Origin of the sequence: Ruminococcus albus 7 = DSM 20455, from assembly GCF_000179635.2 — a bacterium.
GTDB lineage: Bacteria > Bacillota > Clostridia > Oscillospirales > Ruminococcaceae > Hominimerdicola > Hominimerdicola alba.
In genome coordinates this window covers 3,573,562-3,599,224 of the sequence record NC_014833.1, presented here as the reverse complement: position 1 = coordinate 3,599,224, position 25,663 = coordinate 3,573,562, and the positions used below count along the sequence as shown (strand labels likewise).

General features: G+C 45.0%; 23 protein-coding genes. 12 read left to right on the top strand and 11 right to left on the bottom strand.

The genetic code is table 11. The features are described 5' to 3' along the window. Positions 1-9: 9 nt before the first annotated feature. Positions 10-894: a hypothetical protein gene (locus RUMAL_RS16260; RefSeq protein ID WP_013499774.1), complete on the bottom strand. Its 885-nt coding sequence runs from the start codon at positions 892-894 to the stop codon at positions 10-12. A gap of 143 nt (positions 895-1,037) precedes the next feature. On the opposite strand from RUMAL_RS16260, the gene RUMAL_RS16255 reads away from it, so the two are divergent. The 4 genes from RUMAL_RS16255 to RUMAL_RS16240 all read left to right on the top strand — a co-directional run bounded on the left by RUMAL_RS16255 (position 1,038) and on the right by RUMAL_RS16240 (position 5,193). Beyond that, a complete protein-coding gene (locus RUMAL_RS16255) occupies positions 1,038-1,631 on the top strand; it encodes a hypothetical protein (protein ID WP_013499773.1) in 594 nt (197 codons plus the stop codon). A gap of 501 nt (positions 1,632-2,132) precedes the next feature. Beyond that, the gene (gene guaB, locus RUMAL_RS16250) at positions 2,133-3,614 is read left to right on the top strand and encodes an IMP dehydrogenase (RefSeq protein ID WP_013499772.1); all 1,482 of its coding nucleotides are present in this window, start codon (positions 2,133-2,135) and stop codon (positions 3,612-3,614) included. Between the two features lie 210 nt (positions 3,615-3,824). Next, positions 3,825-4,349 carry a GNAT family N-acetyltransferase gene (locus RUMAL_RS16245; RefSeq protein ID WP_013499771.1) on the top strand — a complete coding sequence of 175 codons (525 nt, stop codon included), beginning with the start codon at positions 3,825-3,827 and terminating at the stop codon, positions 4,347-4,349. A 61-nt stretch (positions 4,350-4,410) separates the two neighbouring features. Next, complete coding sequence (locus RUMAL_RS16240) at positions 4,411-5,193, top strand: putative ABC transporter permease (RefSeq protein ID WP_013499770.1); 783 nt, start codon at positions 4,411-4,413, stop codon at positions 5,191-5,193. Between the two features lie 175 nt (positions 5,194-5,368). Here RUMAL_RS16240 and cbiB read toward each other — a convergent pair whose 3' ends face one another. Continuing rightward, positions 5,369-6,358, bottom strand: a complete 990-nt coding sequence (cbiB, locus tag RUMAL_RS16235; protein ID WP_013499769.1) for an adenosylcobinamide-phosphate synthase CbiB — start codon at positions 6,356-6,358, stop codon at positions 5,369-5,371. 343 nt (positions 6,359-6,701) lie between these two features. Between cbiB and ptsP the strand changes: the two genes are divergently transcribed. Next, complete coding sequence (gene ptsP, locus RUMAL_RS16230; protein WP_013499768.1) at positions 6,702-8,375, top strand: phosphoenolpyruvate--protein phosphotransferase; 1,674 nt, start codon at positions 6,702-6,704, stop codon at positions 8,373-8,375. 105 nt (positions 8,376-8,480) lie between these two features. Here the strand turns inward: ptsP and RUMAL_RS16225 are convergent, their stop codons facing one another. The 9 genes from RUMAL_RS16225 to RUMAL_RS16185 all read right to left on the bottom strand — a co-directional run bounded on the left by RUMAL_RS16225 (position 8,481) and on the right by RUMAL_RS16185 (position 15,232). After that, positions 8,481-9,353, bottom strand: coding sequence for a DegV family protein (locus RUMAL_RS16225; RefSeq protein ID WP_013499767.1), 873 nt, complete (start codon positions 9,351-9,353; stop codon positions 8,481-8,483). Position 9,354: 1 nt separating this feature from the next. Beyond that, entirely contained in the window at positions 9,355-10,356 is a 1,002-nt protein-coding gene (locus RUMAL_RS16220) for a hypothetical protein (protein WP_013499766.1), read from the bottom strand. Positions 10,357-10,482: 126 nt separating this feature from the next. Beyond that, positions 10,483-10,998, bottom strand: coding sequence for a hypothetical protein (locus tag RUMAL_RS16215; protein WP_013499765.1), 516 nt, complete (start codon positions 10,996-10,998; stop codon positions 10,483-10,485). Further along, positions 10,995-11,468: a hypothetical protein gene (locus RUMAL_RS20940; RefSeq protein WP_013499764.1), complete on the bottom strand. Its 474-nt coding sequence runs from the start codon at positions 11,466-11,468 to the stop codon at positions 10,995-10,997. Before RUMAL_RS20940 ends, RUMAL_RS16215 begins: the two co-directional genes overlap by 4 nt. Beyond that, positions 11,465-12,511 carry a hypothetical protein gene (locus tag RUMAL_RS16205; RefSeq protein WP_013499763.1) on the bottom strand — a complete coding sequence of 349 codons (1,047 nt, stop codon included), beginning with the start codon at positions 12,509-12,511 and terminating at the stop codon, positions 11,465-11,467. Before RUMAL_RS16205 ends, RUMAL_RS20940 begins: the two co-directional genes overlap by 4 nt. A 78-nt stretch (positions 12,512-12,589) precedes the next feature. Beyond that, positions 12,590-13,090, bottom strand: coding sequence for a hypothetical protein (locus RUMAL_RS16200; protein ID WP_013499762.1), 501 nt, complete (start codon positions 13,088-13,090; stop codon positions 12,590-12,592). Positions 13,091-13,120: 30 nt separating this feature from the next. Continuing rightward, a complete protein-coding gene (locus RUMAL_RS16195; protein ID WP_013499761.1) occupies positions 13,121-13,714 on the bottom strand; it encodes a hypothetical protein in 594 nt (197 codons plus the stop codon). A 37-nt stretch (positions 13,715-13,751) separates the two neighbouring features. Continuing rightward, positions 13,752-14,375: a tRNA (cytidine(34)-2'-O)-methyltransferase gene (locus tag RUMAL_RS16190; RefSeq protein WP_013499760.1), complete on the bottom strand. Its 624-nt coding sequence runs from the start codon at positions 14,373-14,375 to the stop codon at positions 13,752-13,754. After that, on the bottom strand, positions 14,372-15,232 hold the full coding sequence (locus tag RUMAL_RS16185; RefSeq protein WP_013499759.1) for a pyridoxamine kinase: 861 nt from the start codon (positions 15,230-15,232) through the stop codon (positions 14,372-14,374). Before RUMAL_RS16185 ends, RUMAL_RS16190 begins: the two co-directional genes overlap by 4 nt. Positions 15,233-15,546: 314 nt before the next feature. Between RUMAL_RS16185 and RUMAL_RS20935 the strand changes: the two genes are divergently transcribed. The 7 genes from RUMAL_RS20935 to RUMAL_RS16150 all read left to right on the top strand — a co-directional run bounded on the left by RUMAL_RS20935 (position 15,547) and on the right by RUMAL_RS16150 (position 25,661). Beyond that, positions 15,547-16,797, top strand: a complete 1,251-nt coding sequence (locus RUMAL_RS20935) for a leucine-rich repeat protein (protein ID WP_028504174.1) — start codon at positions 15,547-15,549, stop codon at positions 16,795-16,797. Between the two features lie 647 nt (positions 16,798-17,444). Next, the gene (locus tag RUMAL_RS16175) at positions 17,445-18,122 is read left to right on the top strand and encodes an ABC transporter ATP-binding protein (protein WP_013499757.1); all 678 of its coding nucleotides are present in this window, start codon (positions 17,445-17,447) and stop codon (positions 18,120-18,122) included. 34 nt (positions 18,123-18,156) lie between these two features. Beyond that, positions 18,157-19,047, top strand: a complete 891-nt coding sequence (locus tag RUMAL_RS16170) for an ATP-binding cassette domain-containing protein (RefSeq protein ID WP_050793322.1) — start codon at positions 18,157-18,159, stop codon at positions 19,045-19,047. 156 nt (positions 19,048-19,203) lie between these two features. Next, positions 19,204-22,143 carry an extracellular solute-binding protein gene (locus tag RUMAL_RS16165; RefSeq protein ID WP_013499755.1) on the top strand — a complete coding sequence of 980 codons (2,940 nt, stop codon included), beginning with the start codon at positions 19,204-19,206 and terminating at the stop codon, positions 22,141-22,143. 20 nt (positions 22,144-22,163) lie between these two features. Next, positions 22,164-23,099 carry a carbohydrate ABC transporter permease gene (locus tag RUMAL_RS16160; protein ID WP_013499754.1) on the top strand — a complete coding sequence of 312 codons (936 nt, stop codon included), beginning with the start codon at positions 22,164-22,166 and terminating at the stop codon, positions 23,097-23,099. A gap of 18 nt (positions 23,100-23,117) precedes the next feature. After that, positions 23,118-24,020, top strand: a complete 903-nt coding sequence (locus RUMAL_RS16155) for a carbohydrate ABC transporter permease (protein ID WP_013499753.1) — start codon at positions 23,118-23,120, stop codon at positions 24,018-24,020. 48 nt (positions 24,021-24,068) lie between these two features. Further along, positions 24,069-25,661, top strand: coding sequence for a tetratricopeptide repeat protein (locus RUMAL_RS16150; RefSeq protein WP_050793298.1), 1,593 nt, complete (start codon positions 24,069-24,071; stop codon positions 25,659-25,661). Positions 25,662-25,663: the final 2 nt, after the last annotated feature.

Below are 25,663 nucleotides of genomic sequence, written 5' to 3'. Positions count from 1 at the left end.
ACCCCGTCATCAGCCTTTCAGCGCTGTGGAAAGATCAACTTCCTTATCCATAAGATCCTTGCCTTTGCCTGTGAAACGGTCAACATAGTACCATGCTACAGTGGCTGAATGATCGTCAAATATATCATATAGGTGTATAACTATATCTGTATTGGAATCTGACTGTGAAACATCGCAGAATTCGGGTTCATAGCCTGAATCACTGTGCTGCTTGCAGTATTCCCTTGCCATATCTTCAAGTTCTTTATTTGTGTAGAAGCTGAAATCGTCAAAGCTGATATTGTCTCTGTATACAAGTTCCTCGGTATGGCTGTCATTTTCAAAGGTCAGTAACGCACCGTCACCGCGGTCTTCTGCTTTTGCCCGGGTATATTCATCAGTGCCCCCTGCGTTGCCTGCAAAATAGAAAACAGCATAGCCGTCTTTCATTTCATAGGTGAACCCTTCTTTGAAGCCGTCTGCCTGATAGATCCTCATACCTGTGCCGTCTGTAGAGAATTCATAGTAGATATCGCCGCTGTTACAGAATGCCCACCATATACCGGGAGCAAATCCGACTTCTGTCCCGAAATGGTTCTCATCGGGACCTTTGCCGTCATCGTCAAGTCCGCCTGTGAACTGACCCGCCATGCCATCGTTTTTGCTCTCATCGGAAGTTTCCGCGATGCTATCTGTCACATCACTGCTGTCATCGGCGGAGGAACTTTCTTCCTGCGCTTCAGCCGGACTTTCTTCTGTTTCCTCAGAGGATACCTCGGCTGTGCTGCTGACTGCCGTATCAGAGGACTTTACGTTCTTAGAACTTTCATTACTGTCCGCAGGGCGCTCGGTCAACGAACCGCAGCCTGCAAGTATCAGTGCCGCTGCGGCAGCAAATAAATATGTGCGATTCATAAGAAAGATACTCATATAGAAGTTTTAAGCCATAGTATTTCTGATTTACAGTCAGAAGTACTATGGCGTTTTTATTGACAGTGCGGCAATGTTATGCTATAATTGTTACGAACATAAATCGGAATTTATCAAGGTGGATTACTATGAAAATCGAAAACAACATTCTAAAGCATTATCTTAAAAATGTATATTTTATAACTGGAACAGCTTATGCCGGAAAATCAACGATGGTAAAAATGCTTGCTGACCGATATGACATGATATTCTGCGGTGAAAACTATCACAGTCAAATATCTGATATTGTGGCGACACCAGAAGTACAGCCTGATATCTGTTACGTAAACAATCTTACTGATTGGAAAGACTTTGTAACCCGCTCTCCGGAAGAATATGAACGGTGGATATTTAGTGTCGGGAGAGAAGCTGCGGAGTTTGAAATAGCAGAACTTATTTCAATTTCAAGAGAGAAAACGGTTATAGTTGATACCAATATACCGTTAGATTTGCTCAAAGAAATATCAGATTATCATCATGTTGCAGTTATGCTTTCACCGCAGTCTATGAGTGTTGAGCGTTTCTTTGACAGAAGCGACCCTGACAAACTTTTTCTATTAAATGTTATTGATAGCTGCGATGATCCCGAAGCAGTAATGGAGAATTATAGGCGCGGACTTGCTCTTATCAACAGCAAAAACACTATGATGAATTTGCAAATAGTGGTTTTTTCACGGTTGTAAGAGAAGATAATGGGAAAGATACAAGGGAAGAAGTATGTGATGTTATAGCAAATCATTTTGGATTATGCTGATAAATTCTGATTTATCTTAGCAACCGTATAAAAAAGAATGCCCCTGAGCGCTTAAACGCTTGGGGGCAAAACTTCTATATGGGTATCCGTCTTACAATACATCTCCATTCTTTCTGTGAATAATTTAATACATGATAATTATAACTCAGATAACGTTTTTTGGCTATACCCGTAAGTATATCCACAGTGTAGAATTTCTTGTTTGATTTTTGTAAGTGTCGCACAAATTTGCCGAAAAATCGGGACTTTACGCGAGTGTAAAAAAATGGATACATTACTGCAGAACTGTGATATGAGGGCGTTTTCGGCATGGGTGAAATTAATATTTATTTTGCAAATTTTCTGTTGACAAATCAAAGAAAATCGTGTATTATTATATGATATTATAAGTAAATAAATATATTTGAATGACAATGTGGGAGGTAATGTTATGCTTGATACCAACGCAAACAGCAAGTTCGGAAAGGAAGGTCTGACCTTTGACGATGTTCTCCTTATCCCCGGAGAGAGTGATTGTACACCTGATATGGTGGATCTTCACACTCATCTTACCAAGGACATCGTTCTTAACACACCTATCATGACATCCGCTATGGATACAGTAACAGAATCGAAAATGGCTATCGCCATTGCGCGTGAAGGCGGTATAGGCATAATCCACAAGAATATGACTATCGCTCAGCAGGCAGAGGAAGTTGACAAGGTAAAGCGTTCTGAGAACGGAGTTATCGTTAATCCATTCTCCCTGACAGCTGACAGAACTGTTGAAGAAGCAGATGTTCTTATGGGCAAATACAAGATATCAGGTGTTCCGATAGTTGATGAGAACGGCAAGCTTGAGGGTATACTCACAAACCGCGACCTGAGATTCATCACTGATTTTTCAATAAAGATCGGCAAGGTAATGACAAGAGAGAATCTTGTTACTGCTCCTGTTGATACAGATCTCGACGGTGCAAAGAAGATACTCATGCAGCACAAGATCGAGAAGCTGCCGCTGGTAGATAACAACGGTATCCTCAAGGGTCTTATCACTATCAAGGATATCGAAAAGGCTGTACAGTACCCCAACTCTGCAAGAGATCAGAAGGGCAGACTGCTCTGCGGTGCTACTGTCGGCATGACACAGGATATACTTGAAAGAGCAGGCGCTCTTATCGACGCTCAGGTAGATATCCTCGCACTCGACTCCGCACATGGTCATTCAAAGAACGTAATAGATTGCCTGAAGAAGCTGAAGGCTAATTTCCCGAATATACCTGTTATTGCAGGAAACGTGGCTACTGCCGAGGCTGCAAGAGCCCTCTGTGAGGCAGGCGCTGATGCTATCAAGGTCGGCATAGGCCCCGGATCCATCTGCACAACAAGAGTAGTTGCAGGTATAGGTGTTCCTCAGATAACTGCTGTATACGATGCTGCTTGCGCAGCTGCTGAGTATGGTGTACCGATAATCGCTGACGGCGGTATCAAGTACTCCGGTGATATCGTAAAGGCACTGGCTGCAGGTGCAAGCGTTGTAATGCTTGGCTCACTGCTGGCAGGCTGCGATGAAGCTCCCGGCGAGACCGAGATCTATCAGGGCAGACAGTTCAAGGTATACAGAGGTATGGGCTCTATGGCTGCTATGGCTAAGGGTTCCAAGGACAGATACTTCCAGACCAACTCCAAGAAGCTGGTTCCCGAGGGTGTTGAGGGTCGTGTTGCTTACAAGGGTCCCGTATCCGATACGATCTTCCAGCTGGTTGGCGGTATCAGAGCAGGTATGGGCTATTGCGGCTGCCACACTGTTCCCGAACTCGGCGAGAAGGCTAAGTTCATACGCATAACAGGTGCAGGTCTGAAGGAGAGCCATCCTCACGATATCTACATCACCAAGGAAGCTCCCAACTATTCTGCTACTTCCGGTATGTAATTCAAACAATTATACAAGGCAGGGCGATCGTCCCTGCCTTATTTTTGTTACAATAGGCAATATCACCAAGAATTAGGCGTTTATTTTTCCTTGACAGATATCGAAAAATGGAGTAAAATATTATACATACGTTAACAACTTGTTAGTTGTTTGATAAGAGATGTCATAGTTGGAAAACAAGACGCTACGGTAAATATGGACAATGCGGATATGATAATTGAAACTAAAAGACTTATACTCAGAGAATATACCCACGATGACTTTGATGCGCTTTATGAGATACTCTCAGATGAGGAAACTATGGCGCACTATCCCAAGCCTTTTGACGAGGATAAGGTCAGGGGCTGGATAGAGTGGAATCTGAATAATTACAAAAAGTACGGTTTCGGTCTGTGGGCGCTGGTACTTAAAGAAACAGGCGAGATGATAGGGGACTGCGGTATTACCTTGCAGAATATCGACGGTGAAGAACTTCCCGAGATAGGCTACCATGTGCATAAAAAGTACTGGCAAAGAGGTCTTGGAAAGGAAGCTGCACAGGCTGTACGGGACTGGGCTTTTACAAATACCACATATGATACTCTTTATTCTTATATGAAATATACAAACATCCCGTCATATAAGACAGCCATAGCGAATGGAATGAAAAAGGTGAAGGAATATCCCGATGAGAAAAACGGAATATCATACGCATACTCCATAACGCGAGGCGAATGGGAAAACAAGACTTTGTAAATGACACTGATAATTTTCTTGAACTGAGATACAAACTTGATATTTACTTAGGAGGTAACTTATGCTGCCTTTTATACAGACCGCTTACCTGTTTGCCCTGGGCAGCATGATAGGCTGGGTGCTGGAATTTTTCTACCGAAAATTTTTCGACCCCGTTAATGTTGAGCGAAAATGGCTGAACCCGGGATTTCTGACGGGACCTTATCTCCCGCTTTACGGATTTGCACTGCTGCTTTTGTTCTGGCTGCGGCAGATAGAACGGTTTATACCTATAGACGATAACTATACAAGGAAGGCTGTGCTGTTCGTCATCATGGCAGCCTGTATAACCGTCCTGGAATACTTCACGGGACTGATATTCATTGTCAAGCTGAAGATAATGCTTTGGGATTATACGCAGTTCTGGGGCAATATAAAAGGCATAATCTGCCCGATGTACAGCTTTTTCTGGCTGCTGCTGAGTTTCGGTTACTGCTTTTTCCTTGATCCGCCCATAACCCATACTGTAGAGCTGTTGATCAAAAACCTGCAGTTTACATTCTTTGTGGGGCTGTATTACGGAGTGTTCTTTATTGACCTGGCTATATCTATCAACAATATAGTGAATATTGCAGAATTTGCAAGGGAACATAATATCATAGTAAAGATAGATGAACTACGTGCACAGATAGAATCCTTCCGTGAAAAGACGAGGGGCGGTGTTGCACATTTCTTCATACCCCTGAGATTTTCCGATACACTGCATAACAGCCTTGAAAGGTACAGGGAATTCCGCGAGAAACTAAGCGTTGGAAATATCCGTGAGAATATAAAAGGCAATATCGACAAGATAAAACGAAAATAAAACCAATACGAAAAAGCCCCTCGAGCATTATAAAATTCTCGGGGGGCTTTGATTGCTAGCTGAAAGATCTCCGGGCAGGGATCCGTAAGATCATCAATGCCATTAAATCAAAAAGCCATAGTACTTCCGAATGCATATCAGAAATACTATGGCTGAAATTCTCTGCAGTTAGGATTTACTTTATCAGCAGTGTTGTCAGTATATAAGCTGCAACGCGCATAACTATGGCAAAAAGCATGGCTGATGCGCCTGTGCCTGTCAGCAGCTGGTTTATCCAGAATACTTCGTCTGCTGAAACGGGGTGGAGTGCATCGCCTATGCGCTGACGTCTGGTCAGTACTCCGTTCCTTATCTCATCGCCGCCAAGCTGTATATCCAGCGCCCCTGCAGCAACTGACATGGTGCAGCCCGAATTTGGGCTTGGCAGACGGCGCTTATCGCGGAAGTATATCTCCTGAGCATTTTTCTTATCAAGCCTGAGAAAAGCTGCATCCCAGCGCATGAAAGCGGCTGCGAGCCTTGCAGGGATGAACATGACGATGTCATCCAGCTTTGCAGCGACCTTTCCGAAGTGGATATTCTCATTGTCCTTGAAGCCGACTGTATTATCCATAATATTTATCACGCGGCAGAAGACTGCTCCCGGTCCGCCGAAAAGACAAGCCCAGAATATAGGACCTACCAGCATATCCACTGCATTTTCTGAAGCTGTTTCAACTGCACATTTTGCGCAGGCAGCAGGATCCATGTGATCAACGTCACGGTCAGTTATCTGCCTGAGGTATCTGCGTGCACCACCGGCATTGTCAGCCCTTACTGCACGAAAAACACCCATAAGACCATGACGCATGGATCTTCCCGATATGGACATCCAGCAGAGCAGACCCTCAGCGATGATGCCGACTATCACATTGAGCTTATAGCATAGCAGCAGCAGAGCAATACTCGAACCCATACATATCAGCAGTGTCATAACAACCAGCATTATACCTGCCATATTCTGTGCATCAGGTGAATCGAGGTATGCATTTTTTAGTATATTTTCCAGTTTTTTCACCATGCGCCTGACAATCTCGGTAGGATAGAACCGGTTTTTCGGATCACCGATCATCATATCCAGTGCAAAGCCAAAAGCAAGCGCACACAATGAATTCATTATCATCATAGACTTATTTCTCCCCGTTGACCGCCGCATATCATGCGCGGCGAAAACTAAGTTTTGTCACACACAGTTATTATAACATATCTTTAAGCAAAAGTAAAGACACCGCGGCACAAAATTGCGTATATACCGCGAGAAAGCATTAAATGCTCGTGTGAATGTAAATAATTCACTTATAAAATTAGCTAAATCAAACAAAAAAATAGTTTGAAAACTTTTAAGAATGCCGAAAAGTATGTCGATAATGTAAACAAATCAAACCAGCCTTTTTAACCTAACGTGAATGTGTTATAATTAATATGTAGAGTTACGACCTTTTTACGAAATGAACGGAGGTGACAATGCTATGGTCACACTGAGAGGCAGATCTGTATACGGTGGCATTGCTAGAGGCATAATTAGCTTTTATCAGCGTGACTGTGTCAACGTTACTAAGATCAAGATAAATGATCCCGAAAAAGAATGGGACAGATATATGAACGCCAAGGATGGTGCGGTTGAAGAACTGAGGCTGCTGAGAGAAAGAACGGCTGAGGAGATAGGTGAAGCAGACGCTGATATCTTCTATATACACCAGCTGATACTCAATGACAGTCAGTACGAGCGCGGTGTAAGAGGGCTGATATTCGATGAGAAGCTGAATGCCGAATATGCAGTGGCAAAGACTTCGCAGACGCTGGCTGATCTGATGCGGCAGGGGGATTCGGAGTATATCAGGGAGCGTTCAGCGGATGTATATGATGCATCCGAGAGGCTCATAAGGCAGCTGCAGAACCTTTCGGCTAAAGAGTTCGTGCTGGACGATATATCCATAATATGTGCGGAGGATCTTCTGCCGAGTGAAACAGCAGTGCTGGATAAATCCAAGGTGGCAGCATTCTGTACCATGGGCGGTTCGACAAATTCGCATACGGCTATACTTGCAAGGACGATGAACATACCTGCACTGATAGGTCTGGGTGATGTGAGGCTGGAGGACTATGACGGTCGGTTTGCCATAGTTGACGGCTTTGACGGAGTTATATATATAGAACCCGATAAAGAAACTCAGATCAAGCTGGCAAGGCGTGAAGAGGAAGAAGAACGCAAGAAGGAGCTTCTTCAGCGGCTGAAGGGCAGGCGCAACGTTACTCGCGACGGCAGAGAGATAGAGGTATATGCCAATATAGGCGGTCTTGCCGATCTTGAATCTGCTATAGAAAACGATGCGGGCGGAGTTGGTCTGCTAAGATCGGAGTTTCTGTATCTGCAGAGGGACAGTTTCCCTGATGAGGAGGAGCTTTTCTATAACTACCGCAGAGTCGTAGAGGATATGAAAGGCAAGCGTGTAGTCATACGTACACTGGATATCGGTGCTGATAAGACGGCTGACTATTTCTGCCTTGACAAGGAGGAAAATCCCGCACTGGGAATGAGGGCTGTAAGGCTGTGTCTGCGAAGGCAGGACATATTCAAGACCCAGCTGAGGGCGTTGCTAAGGGCTTCGGCATACGGTAAGCTTTCGATACTGATACCTATGGTAATAGATGTTGATGAGGTGTACCGTGTAAAGGATATAATACACAAGGTCAAAGATGAGCTGATAAGCAAGCATATCGCATTCGGTGAAGATGTGGAGCTGGGTGTTATGATAGAAACTCCTGCGGCAGTTATGATAAGTGATCTGCTGGCGAGAGAGGTTGACTTTTTCAGCATAGGCACCAATGACCTTGAGCAGTACACACTTGCGATAGACAGGCAGAACCCCAACTATGAGAACGTGGTGCCGCCCAATCATCTGGCGGTACTCAGGATGATAAAGCTGGTGGTGGATAATGCTCACAGCAGGGGAGTAAAGGTGTGTCTGTGCGGTGAAATGGGTGCAGACCTTTCACTGACGGAGATACTGCTGGATATGCAGCTGGATTCCTTATCCGTTGCACCTCCGCAGATACTTCCTGTAAGGCGTATGATACGCAGTCTGAACCTTAGTGACAGGCGACAGGTACACAGCAATATTCAGCGTGTACTTCACTACTGATATATGATCGCTGATACGGGCGGACAGCATACTGTGTTGTCCGCTTTTCTATTTACAGGCATAAAAAAGGAGCTGTCAGTAAAACAGCTCCGAAGTATTATGATATCACTTGTTCTGTGACTTGAATATAATTCCGATGACCTTTGGACCTGCGTTTACTGCTATCTCAGAACCTATCTGGTAAGTATCGGCAGGGGGATAGCCCAGCTTTTTGGTCATAGCCTGTATCATCTCGTCACGGACTTCGGTATCGTTGCCGTATACGACGCAGTAAGGTGTCTTGGGTATCTGTTCGCCTGCGGTGAGTTCGATTATCTTGGGGATAAGTGCCTTGTCACCGCGTACCTTGGCTTCGGTGGTTATCTGATTATGCTGTATGCGGGATACAGGGCGGAGACCCATTATCTCACCCACGAATGCAGCTGCCGCGGGGATACGTCCTGATTTCTTGGCATATTGCAGAGAATACATTCCGAAGAATATAACGCAGTTATCCACCCAATCGCGGATAAAGGATTCTATCTCGCTTACAGATGCGCCTTTCTGCGCTTTCTTGGCAGCTTCTACCACTGCATAGCCGTAACCGCCTGTGTAGCCCTTGCCGTCGATATTGATGATATTGAACTTGCCCTTTGCTTCGGGTACTTCCTCATAAAACTGCTCAACTGCCATGACGGAATTGTTGTATGTGGCAGAACCCTTTGAGTTTATGCTGACATAGATAACATCGGTATAACCTGCATTGTAAAGCTCCTTGTAATTCTCTGCGAATTCAAAGGCAGTTATCTGCGATGTCAGTGGTATGCCGTCATACTCGTCCATCATTTTGTAGAACTTCTCGTTGTCGAAATCCACGCGGCTGGTGTAGCTTTTATCACCCATGCTCATCTTGAATGGTACTACGTGAATTTCGTACTTCTTCTCGTTCTCGATAGAGATGTCGCTGGCTGAATCTGTCATGATCTTTATTTTTGACATTTTAATTTACCTCCTTGGGGTATTCCATTTTACTTTCTATGTATCGCTTTAAATGCGAAAATAAACTGTTGTTTAATTCATCCCTTATCTCGCTGAGTTGATCACTGCATTTCCGCAGGTCTATACCTATATTATCCTGCGTGTATCTTACCGAACCGCCTGACAGATGAAAAATGATAGTTTCCTCTATCCGTGATTCGCCCCGTGAGTTGATATACTCTCTTGTAAGCTCAATGCTTTTTATATCGGAGTAGTATATCCTTCGCTTTCGGGGCGGGATAAGCTCTTTGAAAACCACACTGCTTTCATCAGCCTCAAAGCGGAACGGCGCATATAGCGAAAGCAGCAGACCAATACAGCTCAGCAGGAAAATACCCAGATATAAGCCGAATTCGCTGTATGGTATCTCAGCGATAACTGCGTACTCTGCAAGGAACAATGATCCTAACATCGGCAGTGTAAACAAATATATCGCCAAAGATGTGTGCCTGAATTTTCCTTTTATACCATTGCTTATCTGTACATCTTCCGGGCAAATAGACGATATGTACTCTTTCAAGCCTATCCGCTCGTCGATATAGTCTTTGAGTTCAGCCATACAGCCCCTGCCGCTGAAGTCTCTCAGCTTTGCACAGAATACATACCGTTTTGTATAGGTCTGTATAACAAGCTTTTCAAAAGGGAACACAAAGGTTATCGTCTTATCTACAGATGTTCTGTTCTCGCTGTAACTGATTTCCACAGACTGTATGTCGCAGTAGTCGATACGGGTCTTTTTGCCGAGTATGCTGAAAGTTACCGAAGTATCTCCCGCATCGTAATAACAGGGGATAGTCAGATCTATGGCGATGAAACATATGAGCGTCAGCAGCCACAGACCCATTGCAGCAACGCTGTCATATACGGCAGCCAGCACGAACCAGACCATTAATGGTATAAACAATATGACCGATACTACGGTCGTCCATCTGCCCCTGCCTTTGAATTCATATTTTCTTTTCATGATATCCTTTCGTTACCATCAGTCGCGAGTTTCGCACAGCCTGTCAGCAGCACAAGCAGCAGTATCACCGAAAATATGCCTGAGCCGTAGCTGCTGTTTTTGTATCTGTATTATTCTTTAATGTATTTATATTGTTTCGGCGTTGAAGATCGGGGTGCGATCCTCGATGTAGTGTTTCAGCCTTGTAAACTTGCTGTTCTCCGTCAGCTTTTGCAGATAGGACGGGTCTTTGAGTATCTCTTCAAAGTCAGTATCCAGCTTGCCTGCGAAAGTATAGTCCTTTCCGTCTGCACAGTGGAATGTTATGACTTCTGCATAATACCTGTTGATCCATTTTCCGCGGTCCTCGCGGTATTCTGCCTTTACTTCTATGCTTTTGATGTTTTCATAGGCTATAACTGTTTTTTTCAACAGATAGCGAAAAGTTACGGTGTGTTCATCTGCAGAAAAACTCGCCTTGCATGTATACAGTATGACAAGCACTATGGCAAAGACCAGAATAAAGAACAGCGTGCCGATCATAGTGTCATCGGTCAGCGCAACGATCATCAATGGAACGCCAAAGATGACCATTGTCACCAAACAGCCCATTACCGGACCATCTTCCTTGCTTGCAAAAACGTAATTGTAATCTTCTTTCATGCCATGTTCTCCTCAATAAATGCTTTCAGCCTTGTAAACTGACTGTTCGTGAGTTCAGGCTCGTTTTCGCTGCTGTGTTTCAGTGCGAAGATATGTTCGCCGTCATCACAGTGGAAAATGATCCTTTCGGCATAATGCCTGTACTCTTTCCCTCTGAACCACATCTTGCGCAGTTCGGTATCTATATCTATACTTTTTATGGAAGAATACTCGATGGTCTGTTTTTTGAAAAGCCTTGTAAATGTCACGGAACTTTCACCCGCTTCAAAAAAGCAGTACCCGAAAGGGTAGCCTTTGTAGAAAACGAACAGTACCAGAAAAAGAGCGCCCGCTATATACAGCAGTATATTGTTGTCATCAGGCGTGCGCAACATATGCGCTGCCCCGAAAAATGCCACTGCCATAAACGCAAGACAGCCGTAGCCGTTATAGTCGCCGCTGATATTATCATAGTTGTATTTTTCTTTCATTTCATTTGTTCCTCGATATAACGCTTTAATTGCGAGAATTTGCTGTCCTCAAACTGTTTTGTCAAGAGTGCTGGGTTTTGGGCTGATCTGTCATAGTCGATATACATTTTAGCGGAAAAAACGTAGTTTATATCTTTTGTGGATATGGTCAGTGTCTCAACGTAGCGTTTTTCACCCGATTTTATGATGCGGTCATAATAGCTGTGTTCGAGTTTCAGCTTTTCTATATCAGCATATCTGATGGTCGTTTTTCTGCCGAGGCAAGAGAATTTGACCTGTTTATCATCGGCGTCAAAGCTTGAAGGCGGATTCGCCAAGATTATCATTCCGATCAGTATCAGATTAAATATTATAAATGCCAACAGTACACCGTCCAGATTATTTATGGCTACGGCGATCAGGCATGGTATGATGATCATTGAAAACGTACATACTAAGAATATAATTATTCTTTTGTTATTGTTATAAAAATATGCATAGTTTTCTTTCATGCCATTTTCTTCACGATATCCGCTTTCAGCCAGCATGATAGGAGTGTGTTCTTCAATGTAGGTTTTCAGCTGAGAAAACTCACTTTTTTCAAACTGTTCCGTAAGAAGTGTGGGGTCTTTGGCTATCTCGTCCTGATCCAGTTCGAGTTTTCGGAAATATACATATTCCTTTTTATTGATATCGGTTATTTTCAGTATCTCATAATACCCGTCATGTTCGCCGCGCAGTTCTGCCTTTTTGAACTCGTGGTCTATACTAATGCTTTCAATATCGGGATATCTTATAACGGTTTTCCTGAAAAGAACCTTGACTGTCAATGTGTTTTCCTCTGCAACCATTTCTACGGGCAAATAGCAGAACAGAAAATAGCAGGAAATCCATATAATACCAAACCATACAGGGCTAAGTGTTATTATTATCGAAAACATTGAGTCATCATCCAGAAAATCATATATGCTTGAAATAATTCCGATAATGCCAAACGATATGCAAAGTCCTAATAGATTGATGATCGGAAGAAAGTTGCTCCTGTAATTATAGTTGATCTTCATTTTGTTATCCTCCATCATGGTGTTTATATCTTATCTGTCACCATGAATATTTTGTAAGTTTTTCATTAGCCTTTTCTATTATTTCATTTGTTCTTCGATGTAGACCTTCAGCCGTGAAAAAGGGCTGACAGACCAGTCGTTATGGTACATAGACATTTCTGAACCCGGCGAGCTGCGTTCTCGTTCCGGGACCAGTACGCCCGCAAATTTATGATCGCCGTCCTCGCAGTGGAAGGTGATCCACTCGACAAGCTTTGCATATCTTTTACGTTTTTGCCTGCGCGTTACTGTTGATCTGCAAATATCGATGCTTTTTATCGAAGAATACTCTATCCTCTTTTTTGAGAACTTGCCGAATGTGACAGCTTTGTCGTCAGCGGTAAAGGATCCTTGAAGATTTAAATATATTATCCAGCAGCTAAATAACACGAGCGATATGGCGAGCAGCATGAAGAATACCTTTGTTTCAATAGCTTCACGTTTGATTAATGCTATGATAAACAATGCTAACGAAACGAACAATAGTGCATCCATCGGCTCAAGGTCTTTGAGCGATTCATAACTGTACTTTTCTTTCATTTTGTTATCCTCCATCATGGTGTTTATATCTTATCTGTCACCATGTATATTTTGCAAGTTTATTCCTAGCCTTTTCTCAAATTTCATTTGTTCCTCGATATACGCTTTCAGCTTTGAGAACTTGCTGTTCTCAAACTGTTCCTTCATATATTCGGGGTTCTTGGCTACCTTGTTTTGATCAAGTTCGATTTTTTTGTGATATACATATTCTTTTTTATTTATATCGGTTATCGTCAGTATTTCATTGTAATAGTCGTCTGCGCCGCGTATTTCTGCCTTTCTGAACTCGTGATCTAGACTTATACTTTCAATATCGGAATAGCTTATAATGGTTTCCCGAAAAGGCACTGTGACTTTTAGTTTGTATTCATCTGCAACCATCTCTATAGGCAAATTGCTGAACAGTGCAATGCAGGAAAGCCATATAATAATAGGCATAAGGAAGATCATTAAAACTAATGTTTTATCTTCTGGCATGGGTATCGCGGATGAAGGCATGGGTATTGCGGATGAAGGAACGTGTGTCGCGATTAATTTAATTATACCAGGATGTAATACAACTAGCACTCCTAGTATCCTGATAACCGAAAGAAACTTGCTTTGGTATTTATATTTGATTTTCATTTTGTTATCCTCCATCATGGTGTATATATCTTATCTGTCACCATGTATATTTTGTAAGCTTGCCTTCTCTGCCGAGGTCGGGGTAATCCCACTGGCGGAGTACCTCGTAGGTGGCTATTGCCACGGAGTTGGACAGGTTAAGGCTTCTCAGTGTGTTGCGCATCGGTATGCGAACGCATTCGTCGGGATGAGCGTAAAGAAGTTCTTCGGGGAGACCTGCATCCTCTCTGCCGAATATTATGTATACGGGTCTGTCTTCGGGGTATACAGCTTCGGAGTGTACCTGCCTGCCCTTTGTAGTGAAGAAAAAGTACGCGCCGTCGTTCTTTGCGAAGAAATCTTCTATATTATTATAATAGTATATATCCAGTTTATCCCAGTAATCAAGACCTGCGCGTTTAAGCTTTTTGTCGTCTATCTCAAAGCCGAAAGGTCTTACCATGTGCAGTGCTGCGCCAGTTACGGCACAGGTACGGGAGATATTGCCTGTGTTCTGGGGGATACGGGGTTCTACGAGGACTATGTTCAGTCGGTGAGTGCGGTCCTGCGGACTTTGCTGTTCTTTTTGGGTAAGCTGCTGTTCTTTATCACACAGGCTTTCCCGCCCCCCCGCCCGCAGGGAGTCCGATCTTGAACTGTCAAAAATATCCATATTACTCATAGCACAGAATACCCGTCAAGCTGCTGATAGCTTGTGAGCCAGGGCAGCTGGCTTTCAAGCATAAGACCCTCTGTCCAGGGCTGCTGGTAGCTGTATGTCACCTTGACATTCAGCTCGGCAAATGCCGTAGCCCTGTTCATGGCGATCGGCAGGCTGTCGCCTTTAAGGAGCGAGCCTATGAGTACGCTTGCGAATATATCACCTGTGCCCGAATAGTGCGCACCGCTGACGTAATCGTTGCGTATCTTCCAGAAACTGTTGGTCTCCCTGTCGTAGCCGATAGTGTGCATACCGCCGCCTGCAAGATTCACGCTGGTGATCACCACAGTGCGCGCACCCTGCCCCGAGAGCCTTACCAGCCACGATTTTGCATCGCTGCTGCCAAGGGGCATGGAGGGGTATTCCTCACCGAGAAGTATAGCCGCTTCGGTGATGTTGGGGGTGATTATGTCAGCTACTTCCACAAGCTCGCCCATTCGCTTGCAAAGTTCGCCTGTGTAGGTGGCGTAGCTTTTGCCGTCATCGCCCATGACGGGATCGACGACTTTAAGTGCATCTGGGTAAGCGGAGAAGAATTCCAGACAGTGATCTATCTGTTCGGCAGAAGCCAGAAAACCGCTGTATATGCAGTCAAAATGCGTATTCATGCGTTTGTAGTGTTCCAGGGCGGGGTGAATGAAATCCGTGAGATCGCGGATAACGAATTCACTGTAACCCGTGTGTGCGGAAAGCACCGCTGTCGGCACAGGACAAACCTGCACACCCATTGCGGAAAGCGTGGGTATTATAACTGTCAGCGAACATCTTCCAAGACCTGACAGATCCTGTATTGCGGCAACTCTTTTGCAGCCATTCATTTTACTGATCCCTCTTTATAATAATATTATTCAAATAATTATATCACGGTTTCAGCGATTTTGCAAGGGGGGACAAAAAGTTAATAAATGCTGTGCAGCGGGATGAAAACGCACAGTGGACGGGTGCCGTGATACTGCTCATTTTGTGAGATATAATGTTCTGCTGCGCAATTATAGATATCAGTTAAGAACTATTTAGCATAATATGACTAGACATTTACCGGAAAATGATGTATAATGTTAAATATTATTACATATTAATCATCTGCAAAAAGCAGGTGCGTATAGAGTATAAAAGGAAAGAGAGTGGTTTTATGAAAATGAAAAGAGTTGCGACGGGTCTTTGTGCGCTGATGATGGTGTTCGGCGGTGCAGTTGTTCCTGTGGTACCCATAGGTACGGATACTGTGGTCAATGCAAGTGCAGATTCGGTATACGGTTCATTCAATTATATCGTATTCGGAGATAATACAGTTGAGATAACAGGTTATAACGGCAGTGCAGCAAATGTTTCGGTGCCTTCCTCAATAAACGGCAAGACGGTAGTCAGCATAGGCAAATACGCGTTTGACAACAATCATTCCGTAAAAAGCGTAACTCTGCCGAGCACTATCAAGAGTATAGGTATATGCGCATTCTTCTATTGTGCAAATCTGCAGAGCATAAATCTGCCGAGTGGTCTGAAGGAGATAAAGGAAGAGGCTTTCATGAACTGTATATCCCTGCGCTCGGTGGCTATGCCCAACACTGTGACCAAGCTGGAGAGCAGTGCTTTCTGCGGCTGTGAATCCCTGAGCTCGCTGACCATAAGCAGTGGTCTGAAGGCGATACCTGATTATGCGTTTGAGGAGTGCGGAGCGCTGAGAAATGTGACCGTACCAAGCGGCGTTACAAAGCTGGGCATACATGCATTCGGAAAGTGCAAGGGCCTTGAAAGCATATCACTGCCAAGTACACTTACTTTTATTGGCGCCAACGCTTTCTATCTTTGCTCACGTCTGAAAAGCATATCCCTGCCTGATAATATCACTTCGATAGAAGCCAATACTTTCATTGATTGTGTTGGTCTTGCAAGCGTAAAGTTCCCGTCAAAGCTCAAAGAGATAAGCATTGACGCTTTCAACGGATGCATAAGCCTCAGAAATGTACAGCTGCCAAGCAGTCTGACTACTATATGGTATGATGCTTTTTACGGCTGCACCGCTATGGGTACTGTAACTATCCCGAAAAGTGTTACAAAGATCAGCCCCGATGCACTGGGCTTTTACGATAACGGCAAGATAAAGGGCTTCAAAATGAGGGTGTATAAGGGCAGCGCTGCTGAACAGTATGCAAAGGAAAACGGTCTGGCTTATGAAGTGATATCCACTGCAAGCAAAAGCAAAGGCGATATCAACGGCGACGGCTCGGTCAATGTGTCAGATATTTCCAAGGTAGCTGCACACATAAAGGGTAAAAAGACCCTGGGTACTTCAAATAAAGCAGACCTTAACGGTGACGGCAGGGTAAATGTATCGGATATATCTTTGCTGTCAGCATACGTCAAAGGCAAGAAAAAGTTCTGATACATAGTTTCGTATATCAAAAACAAGCCGCTTGTAATAGCTGTGCTCATATAGAACGTTTGTGAAAATTATTGAGGGAAACCTTTATTCAGAAAGGTTTCCTCCGGTAGTTATCATAAATGATCTTTACGGACACTGCTATTATGGCGGCTCGTTTTTTTTATATGAAAATATATGAAATTTTAACTAAATTAACGCAATTATTTTGTGCATATCAGCGTTTTAAATTCTGTTGTGATTTTACACAAAGATAACTGAAAAATAATTATGAATTGAACAAGTGAAAACGATAACCCAAGTCAAAAATTGCGCGAGAATGTTGCAGAATGCACAATTTTTGAGGAATTTGGTTGTGCAGTACAGCGAAAGCGAATTTATAGCGAAAATTTAAGCCAGCGTAAACGTTTTCTAGCGCTTGACAAATTGTCGGTTAATTGTTATAATGAATGATAGCAAAGTATGCTATTTTGGATAATTTAGATAAAAGATGTAGCATACTGCACTCCGTTTAGCTAATATTTTTGAACAAGTTGTACAGTGAACACTGTATGTTGTATTCACGAAAAACAAGATGTAACAAGATGTGAAAAATGCACAAATCTGATGATGAAAAAATCAGGCAGATTAACGCGGAGGGAGTGAGCCCCATGGACGTTATACTGAAGACGGAGGAGCTTTACCGCGACTTCAAAATTGGCGACGGCAGTATAGTTTCTGCTTTGAAGAATGTGAATATCGAGATAGAAAAAGGCAAACTGACCATACTCAGGGGACGTTCCGGAAGCGGCAAAACAACGCTGATAAATATTCTCGGGGCGCTTGACCGACCTACGGGTGGCAGGGTGATGTTTGACGGAAAGGATATCACAAAGCTGTCCGAGGGTGCCAGGGATGACCTGCGAAGGTACGATATGGCATTTGTATTTCAGTCGGTGGCGCTTATGTCGGGGATGACGGCTTATGAAAATGTAAGCTTCGGGCTGAGGCTTGCGAAGTACCCGTACTTTAAGCGTGACGCGCGTACAAAGGAATGTCTTGCGGCGGTCGGTCTTGAAAAGAGGATGGGTCACAGACCCAGTGAGATGTCGGGCGGCGAACAGCAGAGAGTAGCGATAGCAAGGGCTATAGCCCATGAACCGCGGCTGATATTCGCTGATGAGCCTACTGCGGAGCTGGATACCAATACCGCTCTGCACATCGTCAAGCTTTTCAAGGAGCTTGTTGCCAAGCAGAACATGACTATAATAATGACCACCCATGATCCAAGCATGATGGACGTGGCAGATAAGGTGTACACATTGGAGGACGGTGAGATAGTTGAGTGATGATACTATTAAAAAGTCAGCTGATGATGAGTACATGATAAGATGCGAGAACCTTGTAAAGATATATAAGACATCCGATGTTGAAGCGGTGGCGCTGCAGGGGCTTGACCTTGATGTGAAGAAAGGTGAGCTCATGGCTATCGTCGGGAATTCGGGCAGCGGAAAATCAACGCTGCTGAATATGCTCGGCGGAATTGACAGACCTTCCGCGGGAAGTCTTACAGTCAACGGCAAGGATCTGCTGAAATTTACAGACAAGGACTACATGGAGTACAAGCGGGATACCGTAGGCTTCGTGTGGCAGAACAATGCGAGGAACCTGGTGCCTTACCTTACTGCAGTGCAGAATGTGGAACTTCCCATGCTGCTGAAGGGCAAGAAGGGCAGACGCGCGAGAGCGCTGGAGCTTCTTAAAAAGGTAGGACTGGAAAAGCGCATAAACAGCAGGCTCGATCAGATGTCGGGCGGTGAACAGCAAAGGGTGGCTATAGCAATAGCTATGGCGAATGACCCGAAGCTTCTGCTGGCAGATGAGCCTACGGGTTCAGTGGATACAAAGACCTCTGCGATGATACTGGATATATTCAAGGAGCTCAACAGGAGCGAGGGCGTTACAGTGGTGATAGTCACCCATGACCTGAAGCTTGCGGAACATATCGACAGGGTAGTGGCGATAAGGGACGGCAGGACGAGCTCGGAGATAATCCGTAAGAAGTCGTACTCGGAGGACCTCAGCGAAATGGGTGAGGTAATTACCGGTGATGAAGCTACACATGAGGAGCTGGCTGTGCTGGACAGATCAGGCAGATTACAGCTTCCGAAGGACTATATGCAGTCGCTGGGGATAAAGGGCGGCGGCAAGGTCAGGGTGGAGCTTGACGAAGAACGGGGCGGCATAATGCTTTTCCCCGCAGAGGACAGTTAGTAGTTTATTCGGTCTGCAGGACAGACCCGGATAGATGGGATCTCTTGACAGTTTTAAAGACTATGCGTCGGTACGGCGGGCGGATGTCCTGCCGGAAAAGCAGTGAGGATCTCAGGTTTTTTTCACAGCATATTTTTAGAAAGGGTGGATCTAATAGTGAAAAACACAATGTTTAGGCGTGTTGTTTGCTCTGCTTTGGCGCTCACACTGAGTGTCAGCTGCTTTGTTCCGACGGCTTTTGCAGAAACAGACGACTCTCCGGGCGGTGCCGATGAAAGCTCGGAAGCTATAACAGGTACAGATAGTATCCGACAGAATTCGTACAGCAAGTATCTGAAAAAATATGAGGATACAGCAAGACCCGATATCGACGAGATCGTTATAAAGGGTTCTGATTATTTGCCTGATTCGGTAAGTGCCGATCTTGAGAAAGGCGCAGACACCAGCTTTGAAGGTGTTGACGATGTATTTATATGGTCGAATCAGCAGGGTTCTGTTTCTTATGAGGTGGATATACCTCAGGACGGCAGATACAACTTTATGATGTCGTACTACGCTCTGCCGGGCACGACAAATGATATCGAGTTCTCGATGCTTATCGACGGCGAGAGCCCCTATGGTACGGCTCAGCGTATAACTCTTGACAAGGTGTGGATAAATGACGGCGATATCGGTGAGGATGCCAAGGGCAACGATATGCGTCCCGGTCAGATAGAATATCCCACCTGGCAGATGGATAAGCCGCTGGCTGATATAGATGGTCTGTACAACGAGCCTCTGCAGTTCTATATGGATGCAGGAAAGCACGTTATCACCATCGAATCCGACAAGGCACAGTTCGTTATAGGTGATATAAAGGTATACAATTATAAACAGCCCAAGGAGTATGACGCTCCCTCGGCTTCCGAAATTAGCAAGAACAGCGGTCAGCGTATAGTGCTGGAAGGTGAAACTGCAAATTACAAGTCTTCCAGAACACTGTACCCCACATCTGACAAGACATCTTATACTACCTCAAGTTCCAAGGAATACAGCCCCACCAAGACCAGGTACAATACTATCGGCGGCGCCGGAAACTGGAACCAGTCAACACAGGCTGTTACATGGGAATTCAATGTAGCACAGGCAGGTTACTATAAGATAGGTATATTCAGCAGACAGGACCAGATGAGAGGTATGTACTCCAACAGAAGGCTGTACATAAACGGCGTTGTTCCCAATAAGGAGTCTGAGCAGATCAAGTTCTTCTATGACACTGACTGGAACGTCGTTTCACCTGTCAATAAGGCAGGCAATCCTATGTACTTCTTCTTTGAGGCAGGCTCCAACACCCTCACACTGGAAGCAGTTCCCGGTGAGATAGGTGAGATAATGGGTGAGCTGGATGATGTTGTTTTCGATATCAACAGCTATTACCGCCAGATAAGACAGATAACAGGTCCTTCTCCCGATGAGTACAACAACTACATGATAGATGTGGCTATACCCGATATCATCGGTGATTTCGAGTATAACGCAAAGCTCCTCAGACAGGAAAAGGAAAAGATCGAGCAGCTTTCGGGTTCGGGCGGAACAGAAGCCGAAACGCTTGAAAAAATGGCGATAGTACTTGACAAATGTGTGAAGAAGCCTGATATAATCCCCGAGATGATGGGACAGATCAAGGATAACGTAACTGCGGTATCGACCTTTATCAATACTTACAGAATGCAGCCCCTTGAAGTTGATAAGCTGGAGCTTTGCTCGGAAAATGTGGAGTTCTCCGACTGTGAGCAGACATTCTTAGGAACAGTAGGTCACGGTTTCCAGTCCTTTATAGGTTCATTCTTTGAGGACTACAACTCGCTTTCAAACGAAGAAGATGCCAATGCACAGGAGTGCTGGGTAACACTCGGCCGTGATAATGCGGTCGTTATCAAGGAACTTATCGACAGTGACTACAACGCAAAGTCCGATACAAAGATAAACCTCAAGCTGGTACAGGGCGGTATCACTGAGGCTACATTCTCAGGCAAGGGCCCTGATATGGCACTCTTCCTGGGCGGTGACTACCCCATTCAGCTGGCAGTAAGAGATACACTGGTAGATCTTACACAGTTCAGCGACTATGAGGAAGTGACCAAGAGGTTCGCTCCTGATATCATGACACTGTACACATACGACGGCGGCGTTTACGGTCTGCCATGTACACAGAATTTCCCGATGCTGTTCTACAGATCGGATATACTGGAACAGTACGATATCGATCCCGAAACAGATCTGGCTACATGGGACAACATAATCAACTGTCTGCCCACTCTCCAGAGAAACTACCTTGAAGTAGGTCTGAGACTTCCCGCTACTGCAACTGCGGGCGTTACAATGGTATCTGCCGTTACAGAGAACGGAAGCACCTTCGCTATGATGCTGCTCCAGCAGGGTCTTAACTACTACAACGAGGATCAGACGAAGACGACTTTCGATCAGCAGCCTGCTATCGAAGCCTTCGATACATGGACAAAGTTCTATACCACATACAGCTTCCAGCAGCAGTATGATGCGTTCACAAGATTCAGACAGGGCGATATGCCTGTACTGGTAAATGACTACTCGTTCTACAATCAGCTGACAGCTGCGGCTCCCGAGATCAAGGGCTGCTGGAGCTTCAGAGCTGTACCCGGTACAAAGGACGCAAACGGCAATATCAACCATACTGCAAACTCCGAGAGCACAGGCTGTGTAATATTCAACAAGGCTCCCGATAAGGACGGCGCATGGGATTTCATCAAGTGGTTCACAAGCACCGAAACACAGACCAAGTACGGCAACAACATCGAATCCGTACTCGGACCTATGGGACGTTATTCCACTGCTAACCAGGAAGCACTGAGAGGTCTTTCATGGACTACCAAGGAAGCAGATCTTCTGCTCGATCAGATGAACACTCAGGTGGAGATACCCATTATCCCTGCTTCCTACGGCGTTACAAGAAACGTAATGAACGCTTTCAGAAAAGTTGTCAACGAAAATGATAATGCAAGAGATACCCTGTTCTGGTACAACAAGGATATCAACGACGAGATCGCACGTAAGCGTGCAGACCTCGGATTAGAATAAGGAAAGGAGAGTGTTGTGTTATGGCTAAGAGAAAAGAAGGCCCTATGAACAAACAGGGCAGAGGGGCTTATACCTGGCACATGGTTAAAGCCAATAAAGGCTGCTACCTGATGCTCGTTCCTTTCATGATATTCTTCATAACATTTACGGTGGTGCCTGTTTTAATGTCACTGCCTATGGGTTTTACCAACTTCAACATGATACAGATGCCCAAATGGGTGGGTCTGTCAAATTTCTACACACTGTTCGTCAATGACGCTGTGTTCCTTATCGCGGTGAGAAATACCCTTATATTCGCGATATTCACAGGACCTTTCTCCTACGTTCTCAGCTTCCTTATAGCGTGGCTGATAAACGAGATGAACCCGTTCCTGAAAACATTCTTTACATTCGTATTCTACGCACCTTCCATGACTACATCGGTATATGTAACCTGGCAGCTGATCCTTTCGGGTGACTCCTACGGTTACCTGAACGCAGTGCTGATGGATCTGGGCATACTCAAATCCCCTGCACAGTGGATAACTGATACCAAGTACATACTCACGGTAGTTATCATCGTGCAATTGTGGATGTCCATGGGCGCAGGCTTCCTTGCGATACGTGCAGGCTTCCAGAACATAGACAAGTCTATGTACGAGGCAGGTGCTATCGAGGGCATCAAGAACAGATGGCAGGAACTTTTCAAGATCACTATCCCTTCCATGGGACCCCAGCTGCTGTTCGCTGCAGTTATGCAGATATCCACTTCGTTCACAGTTGGTATGGTAGGTCAGAACCTCGTTGGTCTGCCTTCCACCGACTACGCTGCACATACCATAATGAACCACGCTACAGACTACGGCTGGGTACGTTATGAGATGGGCTATTCGTCAGCGATATGTTTCGTACTCTTCGCTGCGATGCTTCTTGCCAACAAGGGTGTCAACTGGATACTCGGCAAGTATCTTGACTAAAAGGGGGGAATATTTCAAATGGCTGGAAGAAAGAAAAAGAAGCAGTCTATCGAGAAGCTCAAGGTCTCTGATAAGAAAAAGCCTATCAACGGCTCAAGGGCGGGCGATGTCTGCATATTCATATTTTTGGTGCTTCTGGGTGCATTCATGGTATTCCCGCTGTACTACTCGGTGATACAGTCGTTAAAGCCTGTTGAGGAACTGTTCGTGTTCCCGCCGAAGCTTTACGTTATCAATCCCACGGGAAGGAACTTCTCGGATATGTTCAGAGTTGCGGCTAACTCATGGCAGGTGCCGCTTTCCAGATATATCTTCAACAGCTTCTTCATAACCATCGTTATCTGCGGTGCGAACCTGTTTGTTTGCTGCTGTGCGGCATTCGTGCTTTCAAAGTGCCGTTTCCCCGGTTATAAGTTCATCAACCAGGTGATAGTACTTGCACTGCTGTTCGCTTCAAACGCTACATGGATAATGCAGTTCATGGTAATGGCTAAGCTGAGGATGATAGATACCTACTGGGCACTGATACTCCCAAGTATCTCCACATCTATCGGTCTGTACCTGATGAGACAGTCAATGTCCACGATACATGACGCTATGGTAGAGGCTGCAAAGGTGGACGGCGCAAGTCTGTTCAGGATATGCTGGCAGATCGTTGTTCCCAACTCCAAGCCCGCACTGATGACCCTGATAATCTTCGCATTCCAGGGTGCATGGAATATGCAGGGCGGCGCTCTGATATATTCGGAAGAACTCAAAACACTACCTACTGTTGTACAGCAGATATCGGCTGCAGGTCTTGCACGTCAGGGCGTAACCTTCGCTTCGAGTGTTGTACTTCTCATCCCACCGCTGCTGGTATTCCTGGTTGCCCAGGGCAACGTTATGGAGACCATGGCGAATTCCGGTATGAAGGATTAATACGTATCCGACATGAGAACTAGAAAAGGAAAAAGGTGATAAGTAGTGTTGAGAATAAAAAAATCTTTTAAAAAGATTCTCTGCGCAGGAATGGCTGCCGTCGCTGCAATGTCGATGACGCTGAATGCTTACGCAGGAGAACCCTACAAGTCCTATATATACGATGCCTGGGGCGACCCGATACCTTCGCAGAACGCTTACCGTATCGACAAGACCGTTACAGGATATGATATGGGACTCAGCAGACTTGCGGATCCCTCCGATCCGCTGTACATCGGTGAAAAGGCATCCGCAAGACTTGCAAATTCAAAGGATCTTTTCTTTGAACCTGAACTCAAACAGTTCTGGATCGCGGATACCGATAATAACCGTATCCTCAGACTGGACGATGAGCTGAAGCTGATAGGCGCTTATACAGGCGCTTCAGACGGCAAGAACTTTGCAGCACCTTCGGGTGTTTATGTAAAGCGCAGCGTACTGGACGGCAAGCTTTACATATACATTGCAGACTATGAAAATTCCAGAGTGGTCAAGGCTTCGGTGGAATCCAATACAGAACTTGAACTCGTTATGGAATACACAAGACCCGAGACCGATCTTTATACCGTTGAGACTTTCAACCCCTCAAAGGTGGTTGCTGATAAGGCAGAGAACGTGTACGCAGTTTGTACCTCTGTAAACCAGGGTGCGGTGCAGTTCACAAAGACCGGCAAGTTCCAGGGATACTTCGGTGCAAACCGAGTTGAGGTAACGGCTGCCGTTATCGCACAGAAGCTCTGGAGAAAGTTCGCATCAAACGAGCAGATCTCGGGTATGCAGAGAAACGTACCTGTTGAGTATGCAAACTTCGATATAGACGACGGCGGTTTCATATATACCGTTACCGAGGCGGCTAACGCTACCACGGACGCAGTAAAGAAGCTGAACCCCGCAGGCTACAATATCTGGAACAACTCCACAGGTGATACCTACATATTCGGTGATATGGCATCTGAGTACGATGCTGCACAGAACCAGACATACTCGACCAGACTTACGGATATATGTATATCCGATAACGGTCTGATAAACGTGCTGGATTTCTCCACCGGACGTGTTTTCCAGTATGACAGAAATGCTGATCTGCTTTGTATCTTCGGTACAAAGAACTCCACCAACGACCAGCGCGGAAGTTTTTCAAACCCAAATGCGCTGGAGGCTTATAACGGAAATATCTACGTGCTTGACGGTTCAAAGAACGATGTTACCGTATATTCGGAAACTACCTTCGGTACGCTGATGCATGAGGCTGTCGAGCTTTACGATCAGGGCAGATATTCAGAGGCTAAGCCTGTATGGGAGAACGTCATCGCAAGAGACGGCGGTTATCCTATGGCTTACATGGGTCTCGGCAAGGCTGCACTGAATGAGGGCGAATACCAGAAGGCTCTGGATTACTTTGAAACAGCTTATGCTCAGAGATCCTATGACAGAGCGTTCAAGTATGCAAGAAACGAGTTCATCGAGAAGCACTTCACTGCTATGGTAACGATACTGGCAGTGCTGGTGGTATGGATGATAGTAGTATCCAAGCTTCACAAGAAAAACATCTATGTCATCAAAGGCAGATTCAAAAAGAAGTCAAAGAGGGAGGGAAGATAAAC

Excerpts from the sequence above, each read along its gene's own strand:
- RUMAL_RS16260 (WP_013499774.1), bottom strand. The coding sequence starts at position 894 with ATGAATCGCACATATTTATTTGCTGCCGCAGCGGCACTGATACTTGCA.
- RUMAL_RS16155 (WP_013499753.1), top strand. The coding sequence starts at position 23,118 with ATGGCTGGAAGAAAGAAAAAGAAGCAGTCTATCGAGAAGCTCAAGGTC.
- RUMAL_RS16175 (WP_013499757.1), top strand. The coding sequence starts at position 17,445 with ATGGACGTTATACTGAAGACGGAGGAGCTTTACCGCGACTTCAAAATT.
- RUMAL_RS16160 (WP_013499754.1), top strand. The coding sequence starts at position 22,164 with ATGGCTAAGAGAAAAGAAGGCCCTATGAACAAACAGGGCAGAGGGGCT.
- RUMAL_RS16195 (WP_013499761.1), bottom strand. The coding sequence starts at position 13,714 with ATGAAAATCAAATATAAATACCAAAGCAAGTTTCTTTCGGTTATCAGG.
- RUMAL_RS16205 (WP_013499763.1), bottom strand. The coding sequence starts at position 12,511 with ATGAAGATCAACTATAATTACAGGAGCAACTTTCTTCCGATCATCAAT.
- RUMAL_RS16220 (WP_013499766.1), bottom strand. The coding sequence starts at position 10,356 with ATGAAAAGAAAATATGAATTCAAAGGCAGGGGCAGATGGACGACCGTA.
- RUMAL_RS20935 (WP_028504174.1), top strand. The coding sequence starts at position 15,547 with ATGAAAATGAAAAGAGTTGCGACGGGTCTTTGTGCGCTGATGATGGTG.
- RUMAL_RS16240 (WP_013499770.1), top strand. The coding sequence starts at position 4,411 with ATGCTGCCTTTTATACAGACCGCTTACCTGTTTGCCCTGGGCAGCATG.
- RUMAL_RS16185 (WP_013499759.1), bottom strand. The coding sequence starts at position 15,232 with ATGAATGGCTGCAAAAGAGTTGCCGCAATACAGGATCTGTCAGGTCTT.
- RUMAL_RS16255 (WP_013499773.1), top strand. The coding sequence starts at position 1,038 with ATGAAAATCGAAAACAACATTCTAAAGCATTATCTTAAAAATGTATAT.
- RUMAL_RS16225 (WP_013499767.1), bottom strand. The coding sequence starts at position 9,353 with ATGTCAAAAATAAAGATCATGACAGATTCAGCCAGCGACATCTCTATC.
- RUMAL_RS16215 (WP_013499765.1), bottom strand. The coding sequence starts at position 10,998 with ATGAAAGAAGATTACAATTACGTTTTTGCAAGCAAGGAAGATGGTCCG.
- RUMAL_RS16170 (WP_050793322.1), top strand. The coding sequence starts at position 18,157 with ATGATAAGATGCGAGAACCTTGTAAAGATATATAAGACATCCGATGTT.
- RUMAL_RS20940 (WP_013499764.1), bottom strand. The coding sequence starts at position 11,468 with ATGAAAGAAAAATACAACTATGATAATATCAGCGGCGACTATAACGGC.
- guaB (WP_013499772.1), top strand. The coding sequence starts at position 2,133 with ATGCTTGATACCAACGCAAACAGCAAGTTCGGAAAGGAAGGTCTGACC.
- ptsP (WP_013499768.1), top strand. The coding sequence starts at position 6,702 with ATGGTCACACTGAGAGGCAGATCTGTATACGGTGGCATTGCTAGAGGC.
- RUMAL_RS16245 (WP_013499771.1), top strand. The coding sequence starts at position 3,825 with ATGATAATTGAAACTAAAAGACTTATACTCAGAGAATATACCCACGAT.
- RUMAL_RS16200 (WP_013499762.1), bottom strand. The coding sequence starts at position 13,090 with ATGAAAGAAAAGTACAGTTATGAATCGCTCAAAGACCTTGAGCCGATG.
- cbiB (WP_013499769.1), bottom strand. The coding sequence starts at position 6,358 with ATGATGATAATGAATTCATTGTGTGCGCTTGCTTTTGGCTTTGCACTG.
- RUMAL_RS16190 (WP_013499760.1), bottom strand. The coding sequence starts at position 14,375 with ATGAGTAATATGGATATTTTTGACAGTTCAAGATCGGACTCCCTGCGG.